Source organism: Kitasatospora sp. NPDC042419, from assembly GCF_056437345.1.
The window spans coordinates 92,902-107,572 of sequence record NZ_JBWKAW010000016.1; the positions used below are offsets into that span (position 1 = coordinate 92,902).

The 14,671-nt window shown below is 73.0% G+C and carries 14 protein-coding genes; 6 read left to right on the forward strand and 8 right to left on the reverse strand.

The annotated features are described in order from the left end of the window. Positions 1 to 129 precede the first annotated feature (129 nt). From AC067J_RS26820 to AC067J_RS26855, 8 genes are all read right to left on the reverse strand, one after another. Positions 130 to 843, reverse strand: coding sequence for a flavoprotein (locus tag AC067J_RS26820; RefSeq protein WP_478303313.1), 714 nt, complete (start codon positions 841 to 843; stop codon positions 130 to 132). Then, complete coding sequence (locus AC067J_RS26825) at positions 840 to 1,814, reverse strand: LLM class flavin-dependent oxidoreductase (RefSeq protein ID WP_478303315.1); 975 nt, start codon at positions 1,812 to 1,814, stop codon at positions 840 to 842. The genes AC067J_RS26820 and AC067J_RS26825 overlap by 4 nt, the downstream gene beginning before the upstream one ends. A 162-nt stretch (positions 1,815 to 1,976) precedes the next feature. Further along, the gene (locus AC067J_RS26830; RefSeq protein ID WP_478303317.1) at positions 1,977 to 2,174 is read right to left on the reverse strand and encodes a hypothetical protein; all 198 of its coding nucleotides are present in this window, start codon (positions 2,172 to 2,174) and stop codon (positions 1,977 to 1,979) included. Between the two features lie 414 nt (positions 2,175 to 2,588). Continuing rightward, positions 2,589 to 3,086 (reverse strand): GNAT family N-acetyltransferase, encoded by a 498-nt coding sequence (locus tag AC067J_RS26835; RefSeq protein ID WP_478303319.1) that lies wholly within the window; start codon positions 3,084 to 3,086, stop codon positions 2,589 to 2,591. Further along, positions 3,083 to 4,417, reverse strand: a complete 1,335-nt coding sequence (locus AC067J_RS26840) for a DUF6271 family protein (protein WP_478303321.1) — start codon at positions 4,415 to 4,417, stop codon at positions 3,083 to 3,085. Before AC067J_RS26840 ends, AC067J_RS26835 begins: the two co-directional genes overlap by 4 nt. Before the next feature lie 591 nt (positions 4,418 to 5,008). Beyond that, complete coding sequence (locus tag AC067J_RS26845; protein ID WP_478303323.1) at positions 5,009 to 5,365, reverse strand: hypothetical protein; 357 nt, start codon at positions 5,363 to 5,365, stop codon at positions 5,009 to 5,011. A gap of 13 nt (positions 5,366 to 5,378) precedes the next feature. Beyond that, positions 5,379 to 6,251: a leishmanolysin-related zinc metalloendopeptidase gene (locus AC067J_RS26850; protein WP_478303325.1), complete on the reverse strand. Its 873-nt coding sequence runs from the start codon at positions 6,249 to 6,251 to the stop codon at positions 5,379 to 5,381. A 940-nt stretch (positions 6,252 to 7,191) separates the two neighbouring features. Beyond that, positions 7,192 to 8,013 (reverse strand): alpha/beta fold hydrolase, encoded by an 822-nt coding sequence (locus tag AC067J_RS26855; protein WP_478303326.1) that lies wholly within the window; start codon positions 8,011 to 8,013, stop codon positions 7,192 to 7,194. A gap of 471 nt (positions 8,014 to 8,484) precedes the next feature. On the opposite strand from AC067J_RS26855, the gene AC067J_RS26860 reads away from it, so the two are divergent. From AC067J_RS26860 to AC067J_RS26885, 6 genes are all read left to right on the forward strand, one after another. Beyond that, complete coding sequence (locus AC067J_RS26860; protein WP_478303328.1) at positions 8,485 to 8,748, forward strand: Clp protease N-terminal domain-containing protein; 264 nt, start codon at positions 8,485 to 8,487, stop codon at positions 8,746 to 8,748. Positions 8,749 to 8,834: 86 nt separating this feature from the next. Further along, entirely contained in the window at positions 8,835 to 9,269 is a 435-nt protein-coding gene (locus tag AC067J_RS26865; RefSeq protein WP_478303330.1) for a hypothetical protein, read from the forward strand. Between the two features lie 516 nt (positions 9,270 to 9,785). Then, positions 9,786 to 10,520, forward strand: coding sequence for a polyprenol monophosphomannose synthase (locus tag AC067J_RS26870; RefSeq protein ID WP_478303332.1), 735 nt, complete (start codon positions 9,786 to 9,788; stop codon positions 10,518 to 10,520). 274 nt (positions 10,521 to 10,794) lie between these two features. Then, on the forward strand, positions 10,795 to 12,036 hold the full coding sequence (locus AC067J_RS26875; protein WP_478303334.1) for an NAD(P)/FAD-dependent oxidoreductase: 1,242 nt from the start codon (positions 10,795 to 10,797) through the stop codon (positions 12,034 to 12,036). A gap of 70 nt (positions 12,037 to 12,106) precedes the next feature. Continuing rightward, positions 12,107 to 13,177, forward strand: coding sequence for a polyprenyl synthetase family protein (locus tag AC067J_RS26880; RefSeq protein WP_478303335.1), 1,071 nt, complete (start codon positions 12,107 to 12,109; stop codon positions 13,175 to 13,177). A gap of 31 nt (positions 13,178 to 13,208) precedes the next feature. Next, positions 13,209 to 14,648 carry a cytochrome P450 gene (locus tag AC067J_RS26885; RefSeq protein ID WP_478303337.1) on the forward strand — a complete coding sequence of 480 codons (1,440 nt, stop codon included), beginning with the start codon at positions 13,209 to 13,211 and terminating at the stop codon, positions 14,646 to 14,648. Positions 14,649 to 14,671: the final 23 nt, after the last annotated feature.

Sequence of the window (14,671 nt, forward strand, 5' to 3'; positions counted from 1 at the left end):
TTTCCGGGAAGCGGTCGGACCTGTGAAGGCCGGAGGTGTCGAGGAGATCCGGGGGAACGGGACCGGCGGCGGCCGTGCGCGGCGCGGCGCACCGTGGTGCGCGGCAGGCCCGTACCGAACCCGGTGGCTTCAGCGGGCACGATCCGCCCCCCGGGCCGCCGGGGCGTCGTCCCCGGCCGTGTCCTCCCCGTTCACGGGGCGGCCCTTCACCCGCCGGCCGGTCCCGTCCTCGCTGCCGGCCCCGCCCGCCAGGAGCACCCGCCGGGCCTCGACGAGTGCCAGCAGCCGGTGCAGCGGCAGCGGCGCCCAGGCCCCCGGCCGGCCCGTCGTCTGGCTGCGGGCCAGGACGGGTGCTCCCACCACGACGTTCGGCCGCGCCTCCAGGGCGGCGAGGTGTGTCCGGTAGGGCACTCCGGCCGTCGCCCCGGGGGGCAGGGCCGGGGCGACCCCGATCGGGACGTCGGTGCACTGGGCGGCCAGCAGGGCGGGGCTGTCCGCCAGGCCGAGCGCGAGACGGGCGAGGAAGCCGAAGGTCGCCGGGTACACCACGATGGCCTGCGCCCAGGCCGCGAGTTCCACGTGCCGGGCGTGCGGGGTCGGCTCGTCGGGCCAGGCGTCGAGGAGCGCCCCGCCGCCGAACCGGCCCGCCAGCGCCTGCCGGGTGACGAACCGTTCGGCGCTGCGGGTGACCACCGCGCGCACCGTGAGCCCGGGATAGGCGTAGCGCAGCCAGTCCCCCCAGAACGGCAGGTCGGCCGCGGCCGTGGAGCCGCTCCCGACGAGCAGGAGCCGAGCCACCCCCAGGGGCGGCGGAGCCGGGACCGGGTCCGTGGCCGTGCTCACCGCGCCCCCCATCCGGTGCCGGTGAAGAGGGCGTCCAGGTCTTCGAGGGCGGCGCCCGGGCCGAGGGCTCCGGCCACGCCGGTGCAGTTCAGCACCACCTCGTCCACTCCGGCGTCGTGGTACGCGGCCACCGTCTCGGCGATCCGCTCCGTGCTCCCGGTCGCCATGGCGCGGGCTTCGACGGCCGCGCGGACGCTCTCCCGGGGCCGGCCGGGGTCGACCGGCACCCCGGCCCGGTCCAGCATCGCCCGGTAGTGGGGGGCCCGGAGGTGCAGCTCGCTGCCCCCGGCAAGCAGCGCGGTGGTGTCCCGTCCCGCCCGTTCCAGCGCGGTGGGCACCACGGTGACGATCCGCGGCGCGGGCCGGCCGGCCTTGTCGGCACCCTCGCGGACCGCGGGGAGCAGGACGTCGCGCAGGTAGTCCGGCGGCGTGAGCCAGCTGACGGTCACGTCCGCGACCTCCCCGGCCAGCCGGGCCATCCCCGGCCGCAGAGCGCCGAGGCCCAGGCGGACCGGAGGCGTGGGCAGCCGGGGGAGCCGGCCGCGGTAGGAGAAGTAGGTGCCGCCCAGGTCGGCCTCGCCCGTGGTCAGCAGGGCCCGGACGATCGCCAGGTACTCGCGTGCGGCCGTCAGCGGACTCGGGTACGCGGAGCCGAGCAGAGCTCGCTGGAAGTCCGGTGCGCCCGGCCCGAACGCGGCCGTCACGGGGTGCCCCGACGCGGAGGCCAAGGTGCGGGCCTCCAGTGCCGCCTGCGCGGGATGGCGCAGTGGCATGAGCGAGACACCGACGCCGAACGGGACGCGGGTGCCGAGCCCGCACACCTGCGTGAAGACCTGGTGCTGTTCGGTGGTCATGCCCTGTCCCTGCCAGAGCGCCGTGGCCCCCCGCCACTGGACGAACGCGGCGAACGGCACGACCTGCTCGGCCCGAGCGGGCACGAAGGGGACGAGGACGGAGACATGGCGGTTCATCGGGCCACCCTGGGGAGTAGGTCCCGACCGCGCCGCGGTGCGGCAGCGCGGCCGCACCGCGGCGCGGTCGGGAAGGGGTACTGTGCGGTGGGCGGCCCTGGGCGCAACGCCCGCGCCCAGGGCCGCCGTTGTACGACTGCCGTCAGCGGTCGCCGGCAGCCGTCAGCAGCCGTTGGCGATCGTGACGGTCACCGAGGCCACCGAGAACTTGATCGTCGCCACGCTGATGAACACCGGGCTGAGCGCGGGCGCGTCGACCGACGCGTCGAGCTCCAGCTCGGACGCCTGGGCGTAGGCCTCGAAGCCCCCGAGCAGCTGCATGACGTCGATGTCGTCCTGGACGGTGAAGGCGTTCTGCACGATTTCCTCCTGCGGTGTGACGGACGGCCACCCGGGCGCCTCGATGCGCGCCGGCCGGGGACCGCGAACGCGTTCCCCGGCCGGTGTGGCCGATCCGAATGTCGCAGCCGAGGCTTGCCCGGACCTTGCGAACGGTGTTGAACTCACAGGTCAGCGTGCCGACTTCACCTTCAGGGCGCGAAGGCCGGGCGTGCGGCGCGTCCGCTCGCGGGCGTCATGGGACGGGGTCCGTGACCGGTGCCCGGGGCGAGCGCCTCACCGCGGTACGGGGCGCCGTCCGCCCGGCGGCGGTACCGACGACACCCCCGAAGGCAGCTCGCGCCGGGAACGGCACGGCGGGCGGACCTTCGAGGGTGTCGCGGTGCGGGACACCGGGCGCGGCCTCGCGCCGGGTGCCCCGGACGGTCCGGCGGGTCAGTGCACCGCCATCGACATGTAGACCGCGCGCCGCCCGTAGGACGCGGGGACGGCCACCTCCCGGTGCGAGCGGTAGCCGATGATCCGCAGCAGGATGTCCGCCCCGCGCACCGCGACCATCGAGATCCGCTCGAAGCCCATCTCCTCGGCCCGCGCCCGGAAGTACCGCATGAACTCCAGCGCGACCTTCCGGCCGCGCAGGTCCTCGGCGATCACCAGGTCGTGCACGTGCAGGTTGCCCGACTCGAACACGGCGTCCTCCGCCCGGTCGAGGTCCGGGCAGCGCAGCGGCGGGTACGGCAGGCTCAGCAGGTAGCCGCGGACCGTGCCGTGCTGCTCCAGCACGAAGCAGGTCTCCGGCGAGCCGAGGGCGCGGGACTGCAGTGCCTCCCGGCCCTCCGACAGGCCGTCGGCCGCGTAGGCGTCGTGCTCCAGCGCGACCACGGCGTCCCAGTCGTCGTCGGTCAGCTGCCGGATCAGGAAGTCCTCGCTCATCCGGTCGCCCCGTCCGCCGCGGGGTGGAGCCCCTCCGCACGGGCGGCGGCCGCCATGCCCGCCCAGGCCTCCATCAGCACCACCCAGCGCTCGGCGTCCTCCTGGGCCTCGTCCAGGAGCTGCTGCCGCCGCCCGGCCACCACGTCCGCGAGCTCGGCGTACTTGCCGCCCAGCTTGCGGTAGGAGCTGTCCAGGACGTCCAGGCAGTGCTCGTTCCCGGCCCGGTCCCAGTCGACGCTCGCCCGTGCCAGGTCGAGGACCGGCTCGATCCTCAGCCCGTGCCGTTCGTCCAGCAGCCCGCGGCCGAGGTCGATCATCCCGCCGTAGACCGGGTAGAGGTACAGCATCGAGAGCAGGAGCTTGACGAACCCCATCTGGTAGGAGACGAAGCCGTCGCCGGTGCGGCGCTCGGGCGTGTAGTAGTTGACGATGTGACGGTTGTGGACGACCCCGGGCAGCCGGGAGTGCACCAGGGCGTGCAGCAGGACGTAGTCGCAGCCGAGGGTCCTGATCGAGGGCAGCAGCGGCAGCACCTCGTAGGCCCGGTGGTCCAGGGCGACGTTGCACATGAAGACGTCCCAGATGTCGGGCACGCCGAGGACGGACTCGTCGGCGGTGAACGGCTCGGTGCCGGTGCCCTTGAAGGAGACGTCCACCATCGCGTCCCTGTCCTCGTCCGGCCACACCGGCGGGGTCCACAGGCGCACCACGTCGCGGTAGACGTCCGGGTCGATCTCGCGGATCTCGCCGATGTCCACGTTGAGTTCGCCGGTGAAGGAGCCGCTGACCAGCATCACCGGCTTGTCGGCGTCGGCCGGGTCGAGCTCCGAGCGGGTCACGCCGGCCACCGCCTCGCCGGCCGGCTTGCCGATCGAGAGCAGCTCGTGGTGGATCGGGAAGACCTTCCGGCCGTCGAGGACCTGGAAGTCGGCGTCGTCGTTGCGCAGGTGCGCCGAGGTGCAGCCCAGGGCGGCCGCGCCCAGGAAGATCCGGTTGACGCACGAGCCGTACGCGACGTCCTGCGGGAGCATCAGGTCGAGCAGCAGTTCGGGGTCGGGGGCGCCCGACCGTTCGGCCGCCCGGCGCAGGAACACCCGCTGCTGCGCCTCGCCGAGGTGGTGGACGAAGACGCCGGGAGCGGGGGCCAGCGAGGCCACGGCGTCCGCGTTCTTCGCGAATCCGGCGGCGTCGGTTCGGTCGGTGCTGTCGAGGACGAGGAGGTGCACCTCGACCCCGAAGTGCTCGACGGCGTAGGCCGCCTCCTCGGCGAGGTCCACGATGGTGCCGGGGCAGGAACGCATGGTGGGCAGGGCGAGGCAGACTCGTTGCATGGTGTGGAGTTCTCCGTCTGATCGTCAGATTCGGTACGACAATTGACAATTGGGTCCGGTGTGGTGTCCGGCGTGGTGTCCTGGGAGGCGGCTCCGACCGGCCCGTCGCGCCACCGTGGACCGGCCGGGGAGGCGGCCGCGGACCGGACTCCGCCGCTCCTCCGCGCGGCAGTCCGTCGACGCGACGCCTCCGGTGGTCCGGGCCGCCTCGACCAGAGGCCCCCGGGCCCGGCCGGCCGGCGGAGCCGAACAGGCTCTCCGCATGCGGGCGTCTCCAATCGATCGTCGGATCCGTGCGCCCGTCCGAGGATCACGGCGTGGCAGTGCCGCACGGCTCACGCAGGGCCGCGGTGAAATGGTCGAGCCGAGGGGGTCGATGAGTCCCTGGCGGTGTCGGTGCCGGGTCGCGGGGCTCCGCCGGGCTCATGGGGATGACCTCGTTTCACCAAGGTGGACTAGACCAACTTCGGTGTCAACGGGATGCTTTCAGGGATCGGGCGGCGCACGCCGACACTGCCCGATTGGGCACGCCCCCCTGCCCTCGCACGGACTCCGGCGGGGCTCGCCGGGCGGGGCCCGACGGGCCCGGCCTCAGGTCCGGTCCGCCGGGTCGGCGGTGTCGGCGGTGTCGGCGAGGGGGTGGAGCCGGGCGCAGGGGACGGTGACGTAGAGGCCGCTCGGGGTGACGACACGACAGCGGTCGTCGGCCCGGACCAGGAGGGCGACGGTGGTGCCGGCGGGGATGGTTCCGTCGGGTGGTCCGCCGGGCCCGCTGTGGTCGTACCAGTAGGGCTGGTCGGTCGTCAGGGTGTGGGTGAACCGGTTGGGCGGGGGGCGTACGACGTTGTCCCTGGGGACGACGGACCGGCTGCCGAGGACGGAGGCTTCGGGACGCCGGACGCCGTGGTGGGGCTCGTCCTTTCGGCGGGGTGGGTAGTTGTCCGCCATGGCGGGTGTGGTGTCAGGCCGCGGCCCGGAGACTGTCGGCGGGCAGCATCTGGGGGACGGTCGGGAGCATGACGCCGAGGTCGATGGGGGCGGTGTGGGCCCTCAGCCGGCCGCTGACGGCGAGTGCGAGGTGGTCGGGGAGCGTGTAGGGATCGGCGGCGCTCAGGTCGACCTGGTAGCCCAGGTCCTTGAGGCTGGCCACGGTCAGCCGGCTCAGCGGGTTGTCGGCCCGGCCGACGAAGCCGGTCATGAGTTCGTCGTCGAAGACGCTCTCGCGCCAGTGGCCCTCGGCGGTGCCCGGGCCGCCGATGTTCTCCACGGGCACCGGCTTGGGCGATCCGTTGCCCATGAGGACGGCGAATTCCGCCTTGGCGTTCGGACCGACGAAGGTGGGGTTGGGGGTGCCGCTGCCGCGCAGGAGGCCGGTCTCGACCCAGATGGTGCCGATGCCGAGGGCGTGGCCCATCTCGTGGGTGATGACGTCGACGAGCGTGCCGTTGGCCTCCATGGCGGCGAGGTCGCCCGTGTCGAAGGACATCACCGCGGTCGCCGGGAGGAACGCCCCGGGGCCGGGGTCGGGGCGCAGCGCCGTGGGCCCCGCCTCGCCCAGGGTGTGCCCGGGGCCGTCGATGAACCTGCCCTCGGCCTGGACGAGGAGGTCGTCGACGATCCGTTCGCCTTCGATCGGGTCGTCGATGAGGACGTCGGGCAGGTCGCCGACGATGACGCGGGCCCAGCGGGTGGCGGCTTCCTTGAACGCGTTCTTCTGGGTGTCGGTCAGTCCGCCGAGGAACTCGACTTCGATGGTGAAGGGGGATTCGGTGGCGGCAAGGCGTTTGGCGGCCTCGCGGTCGGCGCGCGCGAAGTAGGTTTCGTGATCGCTCATGGGGTCCCACTCCTTCGTGGCAGGTCTGGATCACGGAGTGAACGGTGAGGGGAGCATGTGGGCTGCTCGGCGTGCCGCGTCGGGGCTTCGGCTCCGGGAGGGCCGGTGGGCGCGCGGGAAAGGCGGCGCCGCCGGTGTCGGCGGCGGGGCGCCGGCGCCCCTGCTCAGCCGCACACGGGGCTGTGGCCGGGTTCGCCCCTCTTTCCTCCGATTCTCCCTCAGTTCTGGCGGTGCGGCACCGCCCCTTGCGTGCTTATTCGTTGAGTGGCGCGGGCGATGCGGGCGGTAGCGGCCGCGAGCCCGGGGCCGGGCAGTGGTGGTGACTGTTCGGAGTCGGCAGGTCGGGGCACCGGGTGACGGCGGGTCACCGATCGGCCCGGAGGCGGTCGGACCGGCGGCAGGTCCGCCGAGCCCGCTCCTTCGAGCCCTTGACGCTGAACGGCGGTCGCCGCTCCGGTGGAGCCGCGCCACTGCGGGGATCGACCGCACCGGCGCCCGGTCGGTGACACGGTCGGCGGCACGGTCGGTGACCGGGCCGGTACACCCCGTCCGCCGGTGGTGCGGCGGCGGGCGAGTGGTGGATCCCGGCGTGCCGGGGTGTCGGCCGCCGTGGTCGCGCTCCGGAGCGAAGGCTCGGATGCCGGCGGTCACGGTGGGTAGTGGCCGGCGCAGAGGTGCGGGCGGAGCGGCAGCGCACGGCCGAGGTCCTCGGGACCCCGGGGCGGCCGATGCTCCGAAGCCCACCGTGCGGTGGCGGTGACCGTAGGTGGCCGGAGGCCGCGCAGGGCTCGAACGTCGCGCAGCTCGGCCCCGAACGGATCAACCCCGAACGGATCGACCCCGAACGTGTGCCGCTCGGCCGACCGTTCGGTGACCGCCCACCACCGTCGTCCCGTCGGCGGGGGCACCAGCCCCCTCCCACGCGCGGCCGGCGTGGTCGTCAGGATCGGGCGAGGTGCGCCAGCAGGAGCTCGGCGAGGCGGTCGGGGGTGCGCAGGGGCAGGTAGTGGTCGGCGTCCGGGATCAGCCGGGCGTGGGCGTCCGGGATGTCGGCTGCGAGGCGCTCGGCGATCACTCCGATCTCCGGGTGGTCGCGGTCGCCGTGGACGACCAGCGTCGGCGCCGTGATCTCGCCGAGGCGTGCTTCGGCGTCGCCCTCCGCCGAGGGGGCGAGGTGCGGCTCGCTGATGATGCGCCGCTTCGCGTTGTGCGCCACCATCGCCTCGATGAGTTCCCCTCCGGGGGCCGCGCGGCCGAGGGGGGCCCAGATGGACAGCTCCAACTCGGCCAGACGTGCCGTGTCCCGCTCCCGGCGGGCGGTGGCGTAGGCCGACAGCTCGGGAGTCTCCGGCCAGTCGTGGCCGCTCACCGATGCCCCGACCAGGACCAGGGCGTCCACCCGCCCCGGGTGGGCGAGGGCGAAGTCGAGTGAGGTCTCCCCGCCCATGCTCAACCCGACCAGCGCGGCCCGCCGGTGACCGAAGTGATCGAGGACGGTGCGCAGGTCGTCGACGTCGCTGAACGGCGCCCCGGGTGGAGTGGAGCGGCCCAGGCCACGGGCGTCGAACCGGATCACCTCGTGGCGACCGGCCAGCCGGGGAAGGACCGGGTCCCACAGCCGGGAGTCCATCCCGGCGCCGTGCAGGAGCACCACCGGGCTCCCGGTCCCGCTGCGGTCGGCCCACAGGTGCCCGCCGCCGGGGGCGGGAATGCGGACCTCACCTGCGGGCCCGGCGCCCGGGCGGCCTGCGTTCGTCGTCATGTGGCGATGATCCCAGAACGCTCCACGGCGGCCGCCCTCGGGCCCCGACGGGGGCCGGCCGCCGGGGTGTGCCGAATTCGGGGTGCGCCGGAGCCGGGCCCTGCCGGAATGGGCGGGAATCCCGTGGGCTGCGGCCCGTTCGAGTGACATCCGGGTGCTGTCGCACCAGCGAACAGGACGATTCCGCCACGAACAGTGGGAAAAGTCGCCGCGTCGCCGACCACCTCGGAAGAATTTGCGTACTTCTCCGGAGCGCCACCCGGGTGAGCCGCGCCCGGTCTTCCCAACCGTCAACCTCCACAAGGCTCTTGACTGATCTCAGGCTGACTCGGCGCGACCGCGGGTGCGGGCAAGGGCATTCGGCCAGCCTGGCGGGAAGAGATCTCTTCCGTGTTTTCCGGATTCCTTACTACGATGCGCTGAGTCGGGCCCACCACCCCGGTGGTCCCATGCACGAGGTATCGAGGCACCATGGCGGACGACCACGTACCAACGGCTACACCGCGCTATCTCTCGATTCTCGACGAAGCCGGCCGGATCGCATCCGAACTCGGGCACGGATACGTCGGAGTCGAGCACCTCTTCCTGGCGATCCTGGCGGACCCGGAGGCGGTGCCCACCCAGGTCCTGACGGATTTCGTCCCACCGGAGCAGGTGACGGCCGCCCTCCATGACCTCCTTGCCTCACCCGGCTACAACACGCCGACCCGGAACGTGGTGTTCCCGCCCGAGTAGCCGACGGCGGAACGGCGGGCACGACCACCGGGCCTGCGTGCGGCAACGCCTCACGCACGTCAACCGCTCATCGGGAAAGGACAATCGTGTCAGCATCTCGATCCATCCGCTCCGCTCTGACGGCCCTCGCGCTGGCCGTGGTGGCCCTGTTCGCCGTCCAGGGGGTGGCCGCCGCCGCGACCCCCGGAGCCCCGTCGGCGAAGGTCGCCGCCGTGCAGGCCCCAGTGGCCGGTCCGCAGGTCCAGGAAGGCGCCGCGGCCCTGCTCGGGACGTCCTGGTGCCGGCTCGGCTCGGTGGTCTACGAGTGCTCCTCCATGCCGGAGTGCACCCCGGCCAAGGACGGTCAGACCTTCAGCGACCCCCACGGCAACGACTGGCGCTGCGGCCTCTGGAAGGGTTACTGGGCCTGGGCCGCCCAGCAGGGCTGCATCGCACCCGCCGAGATCGCGACGGGTTCGGCCCAGCCGGGCCTGACGCCCGCCCGGTCGGCGGCGCCAGCCCGCGAGTCACTGTTCTGCTGAGCCGTCCGGCACCGTAGCGGACCGCGCCGCCACCGAGCGGGGCGGTCCGTGGTGCACGCCCGGATTCCGGCACGCACCGTCGTCCGGGGCGCGTCGGCACGGCAGGCCGACGCGCCCCGGACGCACCTCCTGTTCGACGTCGGGCATCTGACGGTCCGTCGGTTCCGTCGGCGGTCCGTTCCCCGAGCAGATGCCGGCCGTCGCGAGCCCGGGGCGGCCGGCGACGAGGGCAACGAGTGACCGATCCGGCCGAGGCGATGTCTCGAACGGAAACCCGGGCCCTGACTCCCCGTCATGGATCCCGAGTGCGACGGTTGATCATATAGCTTGTGCTGCAAGGGAGTTGGAGGTTCGGTCGCGCATGAAGCGCGGCCTCCCGGGCCGGCCCGCCCGGGGCCGGGTGCGCCGTCGGCCCGCGCGCTCAACTACAGTTCGTCGCAGCATAAGGACTGGTAGTTCGGGTGCCGTGCGGGCGTGGCGCCCCGGGCACCTCCTGAAGGCCGCGAGGTGTGGATCATGGTAGGGGTCGCTCCCAAGGTTGTCGTCGTCGTTCCCACGTACAACGAACGGGAGAACCTGCCCGTCCTCGCGGGCCTGCTCACGGACCTCCTGCCGAACCTGCGGCTGCTGGTGGTGGACGACAACTCCCCGGACGGGACGGGTGAGATCGCGGACAAGCTCGCGGCGGAGGCGCCGGACCGGGTGGGCGTGCTGCACCGCACCGTGAAGGACGGGCTGGGGCGGGCCTACCTCGCCGGGATCGGCCAGGCCCTCGCGGAGGGCGCGGACGTGGTGGTCCAGATGGACGCCGACCTCTCGCACCCCGCGCCGGCGATCCCGGCCATGGTGGAGACCCTGCTGAGCACGGACGCCGGGGTGGTGCTCGGTTCCCGCTACGTCGCAGGCGGTTCGACCGCGACGAACTGGCCCTGGCACCGCAAGGCGCTGTCCGCCTGGGCGAACGTGTACGTCAACACGCTGCTGCGCCTGGGGGTCAGGGACGCCACGGCCGGGTTCAAGGCGTGGCGGGCGCAGACTCTGCGGGCGATCGACCTGCCGTCCGTCCGTAGCAACGGCTACTCCTTCCAGGTCGAGATGAACTACCGCACCGTCAGGCGCGGGCTGCGGATCCTGGAGGTGCCGATCCACTTCGAGGAGCGCGTCGAGGGGGCCTCCAAGATGAGCCTGTCCGTGCAGGTCGAGTCGGCGCTGACGCCCTGGAAGCTGCTCCTGGGTCGGGAGAAGCACTGAGTCGGGGCCGGCGGGAGCGGGCGGCGTCCGGTGCTCCTGGAGGGGGGGTGATTTCCGGGCGGTCGATCAAGCCGCCCGGCCAGGCGCGTTGCCGCTTCGCCGACGATCGTTCGGCCGCTGACCAGTGAGTTCCCGTACGTCGGGGATCAGCCGAGAATCGACCCTTCGCACACCATGCCGAATTCCGCGCGTTTACTCGAATGCGAGCCGGTGTAGATCACGGTGCGGCGGGGGCATCCCCCTGCGTGAGGCGGACGGAAATCGGGGGAAGCACATGGCAAGGCAGAGCGTTGCCGTCATCGGCGCGGGTGTGTCCGGAATGACGGCGGCCCACATCCTTCGGAAACGATTCGACGTCACGGTCTTCGAGGCCGAACCCCGGCTGGGCGGCAACGCGGACACCCGGATGGCGGGACCGTTCCCCGCCGACCTGGGCTTCGTCGGATTCAACGAGGTCGCCTACCCGAACCTGATGCGGCTCTTCGCGGAACTCGGGGTGCGGAGCAAGCAGGCCGTGCAGTCCGCCGATCTGATCTGCCGGGACTGCGAGTTCGCCCACATGGACGGCGACACCCTCGGCGCGGACGGCCTGCCTCCACGGCCGGGTGACGTCGACGAAGCGACCTGGCGGGGGTTCACCGAGGACATGGCGCGCTTCGGCGCCGAGCTGGCCGGGCTGGCGGCGGGCGACGACGAGCGCACGCTCGGGCAGTTGCTGCGCGAACACTCCTACACGGACTACTTCACCCGGCACCACCTCTACCCGCGGATCGGGCCGTGGTTCCTGCTGGACGGGCGCGACCTCGACCGGATCCCGGCCCGCTTCCTCGCCGCGACCATGGGCCCGCTCGCCCTTCCGGAGGCCCGTTCGGCCTGGCGCGTGGTCGAGGGCGGCAGCCGGACCTACGTCGAGCGGATCGCCGCCGGGCTGTCCGACGTCCGCGTGTCGACCCCGGTGCGCTCGCTCGGCCGCCGCGAGGGAGGGGTCGACGTGCGCGACGGCGCCGGTCGGGTGCACGCCTTCGACAAGGCGGTCGTCGCGGTGCACCCGCCGCAGGCGCTGCGGCTGCTCGACCGGCCGACGCCGGCCGAACGGTCCGTGCTGGGGGCGTTCGAGTACGCCAAGGTCGAGATGGCGCTGCACACCGATGCGAGCATCCTGCCCTCGGACAAGCTCGCGAGCGCGCTGATGATGGAGGTCTCCTGTGCCTCCCCGCGCCCGGTCTTCTCCGACTGCCACGTCGACGTCACCGTGTCGCAGCACCTGGACACCGACGTCCGCTACCTGAAGACCTTCAATCCCACCGACACGATCGACCCGGGGAAGCTGCTCGCACAGGTGTCCTACGAGGTCCCGGTGTTCACCCGGGAGAGCGTCGCCGCGCAGCGCAGGCTTCCGGAGATCACCGACGACGTCGTCGCCTGGGCCGGGGCCTACCACGGCAACGGCTTCCACGAGGCGGGCTGCCACGCCGGAGCGCTGGCCGCCGAGGCCCTCGGGGTCTCCTGGAGCTGAGCCCGCGCTCCTGACGGACCCGCGTTCCTGTCGAGAAGATCCCGACCTTCCTGAAACGGACCGATACGACGTGACCACGCTGGACGCTCGCCCCGTACTCGACCCGGCCGGAATTCGTTCGGCGGTCGACAGCCTCTTGCACGAATTCCTCGACGATCAGGAGAACGCCGCAACCGTTCCCGAACTCTTCCTGTTCACCGGGCTGTTGCGCGACATGGTGGCCGCCGGTGGCAAGCGCCTGCGGCCGGTGCTGTGCGTGACCGGCTGGCAGGCGGTCAGCCACGAGCCGCCGCCGCCCATCGTCATCCGGGCCGCGGCCTCGCTGGAGCTCTTCCACGTGTTCGCCCTGATCCACGACGACATCATGGACAACTCCGCCACCCGGCGCGGCCGTCCCACGGCGCACCGCGCCATCGCCGGCCGCCACCGGCACCATCCGCGGGCGGAGTCCCTGGGCACCAACGCCGCCATCCTGCTCGGCGACCTCACCCTCGGCTGGTCGTACGACCTGCTGTACCACGAGGCCGCCGCGGAGCACCGGTCCCGCCTCCCGTGGGCCCTGCTCAACGCGATGCGCACCGAGACCCTCGTCGGCCAGTACCTCGACCTTCAGTCGACCGGGCACCGGCACCCGGAGACCGACACCATGTGGAAGGTCATCCGGTACAAGACCGCCAAGTACACCTTCGAGCGCCCGCTGCAGGTCGGCGCGAAGCTCGGCGGCGCCGACGAGGAGCAGCTGCGGGCGCTGTCCGACTACGCCCTGCCGCTCGGCGAGGCCTTCCAGCTCCGGGACGACCTGCTCGGCGTCTTCGGGAACCCCGACCACACGGGCAAGCCGGCCCTGGACGACCTGCGCGAGGGCAAGCACACCGTCCTCGTCGCCACCGCCTACGAGCGGGCGACCCCCGCCCAGGCCGGCCGGCTGGCGGCCTGCCTGGGCGATCCGGAGCTCGGCCACGACGCGGCCGAGGAGGTCAGGTCCATCCTGGTCGACACCGGGGCGGTGGCCGCAGTCGAGCAGATGATCGCCGACCGGCGGCGGCGAGCGCTGGACAGCCTCGCCGAGGCGCCGCTGCGCGCGCCCGCGAGGGGCGTCCTGGTCGGCCTCGCCGCCGCCACCACCACCCGCATCGCCTGAGAACACCCGGACGAGTTCGAGGAACGTGATCATGTCGCAAGTCCTGCAGACGAAGGTCCGAACCATGCCCGGGCGGGTACCCGTCCTGGGCCACGTACTGGGCTTCGCCGTCTGGCCGTTGAAGTTCCTCTCGGAGCAGCGGGAGCTCGCGGACATCACCATGCTCAGCCTCGGCCCCCACGAGGCCGCGATCGTCAACAATCCGACGCTGGTGCGGGAGCTGCTGGTCTCCCGGACCAAGGACTTCGTCAAGGCCGGCCCGCTCTACGAGATCAGCAGCGCGTTCGTCGGCAACGGCCTCGCCATCAGCGAGGGCCCCTTCCACCGGCGCCAGCGGCGGTTGATGCAGCCGGCCTTCCAGCGCTCGCGGATGCCCGCGTACCACTCGGGCATGCGGGAGGCGGCGGAGGCGATGACCGCCCGCTGGCGCAGCGGTCAGGCCGTCGACGCGCACAAGGACCTCTTCCAGCTCGCCGTCTCGGTCATCGGCAACATGCTGTACGAAGGGCGCTTCACCGACGAGATGACCGACCGGATCGTGTGGGCCGTGTCCACCGCGTCCAAGGGGATCGGTTGGCGCAGCGTGGTGCCCGCCGCCTGGGCCCACACCCTCCCGACCGCGGAGTACCGCCGCTTCTCCCGGGCCCAGCGGGCCCTGCACGGGCTCGGTGACCACGTGGTGGCCGAGCACCGCCGCCGGGCCGACGCGGACCCGGAGCACTTCCTGTCGATGCTGCTGGCCGCCCGGGACGAGAACGGGGAGCCGCTGGGGGACAAGGAACTGCGCGACGAGGTCGTCACGCTTTTCTCGGCCGGCAGCGCGACCGTCGCCACCACGCTGGCTTGGGCGCTGCACCTGCTCAGCACCCACCCGGAGGTCGAGGAGCGCCTCCAGGCGGAGGTCGACGAGGTGCTCGCCGGCCGGCCGGTCACCGTCGAGGACCTGCCGAAGCTGGAGCACCTCGGACGCGTGGTCACCGAGGTCCTGCGGCTCTACCCGCCCGCCTGGCTGCTGCCGCGGATCGCTGCGGCCGACACCGAGCTCGGCGGCCACCCGGTCGCGGAGGGCACCTACGTGTTCTTCAGCCCGTACGCGATCCACCACGACCGCCGCTTCTACCCCGACCCCGAGCGCTTCGACCCGGACCGCTGGCTGCCCGAGCGCTCGGCCGACCGGCCGCGCGAGGCCTACGTGCCGTTCGGGGCCGGGATCCACCAGTGCATCGGCAACAACTTCGCGCTCACCGAGGCCACCATCGCCCTCGCCACCATCGTCGCGCACTGGCGGCTGGTGCGGTCGCCGCGGGCCAGGGTCGGGACCCGCAGCGCCGCGTTGCTCGAACCGGTCGGGCTGACGCTGACCGCCAAGCGGCGCCCGCGCCGCGCCCCGGCGCCGTCCCCGCAGGCGCCGGACGCGGGCGCGGCGGGCTGCCCCTACACCGGTGCCGGCGCGCCGGCGACCGATGCCTGAGCACCCGTCGAATCCGCTCGTCC

Bases quoted from the DNA above. Each gene is read 5' to 3' on its own strand.
- AC067J_RS26825 (WP_478303315.1), bottom strand. From the start codon at position 1,814: ATGAACCGCCATGTCTCCGTCCTCGTCCCCTTCGTGCCCGCTCGGGCC.
- AC067J_RS26835 (WP_478303319.1), bottom strand. From the start codon at position 3,086: ATGAGCGAGGACTTCCTGATCCGGCAGCTGACCGACGACGACTGGGAC.
- AC067J_RS26840 (WP_478303321.1), bottom strand. From the start codon at position 4,417: ATGCAACGAGTCTGCCTCGCCCTGCCCACCATGCGTTCCTGCCCCGGC.
- AC067J_RS26845 (WP_478303323.1), bottom strand. From the start codon at position 5,365: ATGGCGGACAACTACCCACCCCGCCGAAAGGACGAGCCCCACCACGGC.
- AC067J_RS26850 (WP_478303325.1), bottom strand. From the start codon at position 6,251: ATGAGCGATCACGAAACCTACTTCGCGCGCGCCGACCGCGAGGCCGCC.
- AC067J_RS26855 (WP_478303326.1), bottom strand. From the start codon at position 8,013: ATGACGACGAACGCAGGCCGCCCGGGCGCCGGGCCCGCAGGTGAGGTC.
- AC067J_RS26860 (WP_478303328.1), top strand. From the start codon at position 8,485: ATGGCGGACGACCACGTACCAACGGCTACACCGCGCTATCTCTCGATT.
- AC067J_RS26870 (WP_478303332.1), top strand. From the start codon at position 9,786: ATGGTAGGGGTCGCTCCCAAGGTTGTCGTCGTCGTTCCCACGTACAAC.
- AC067J_RS26875 (WP_478303334.1), top strand. From the start codon at position 10,795: ATGGCAAGGCAGAGCGTTGCCGTCATCGGCGCGGGTGTGTCCGGAATG.
- AC067J_RS26885 (WP_478303337.1), top strand. From the start codon at position 13,209: ATGTCGCAAGTCCTGCAGACGAAGGTCCGAACCATGCCCGGGCGGGTA.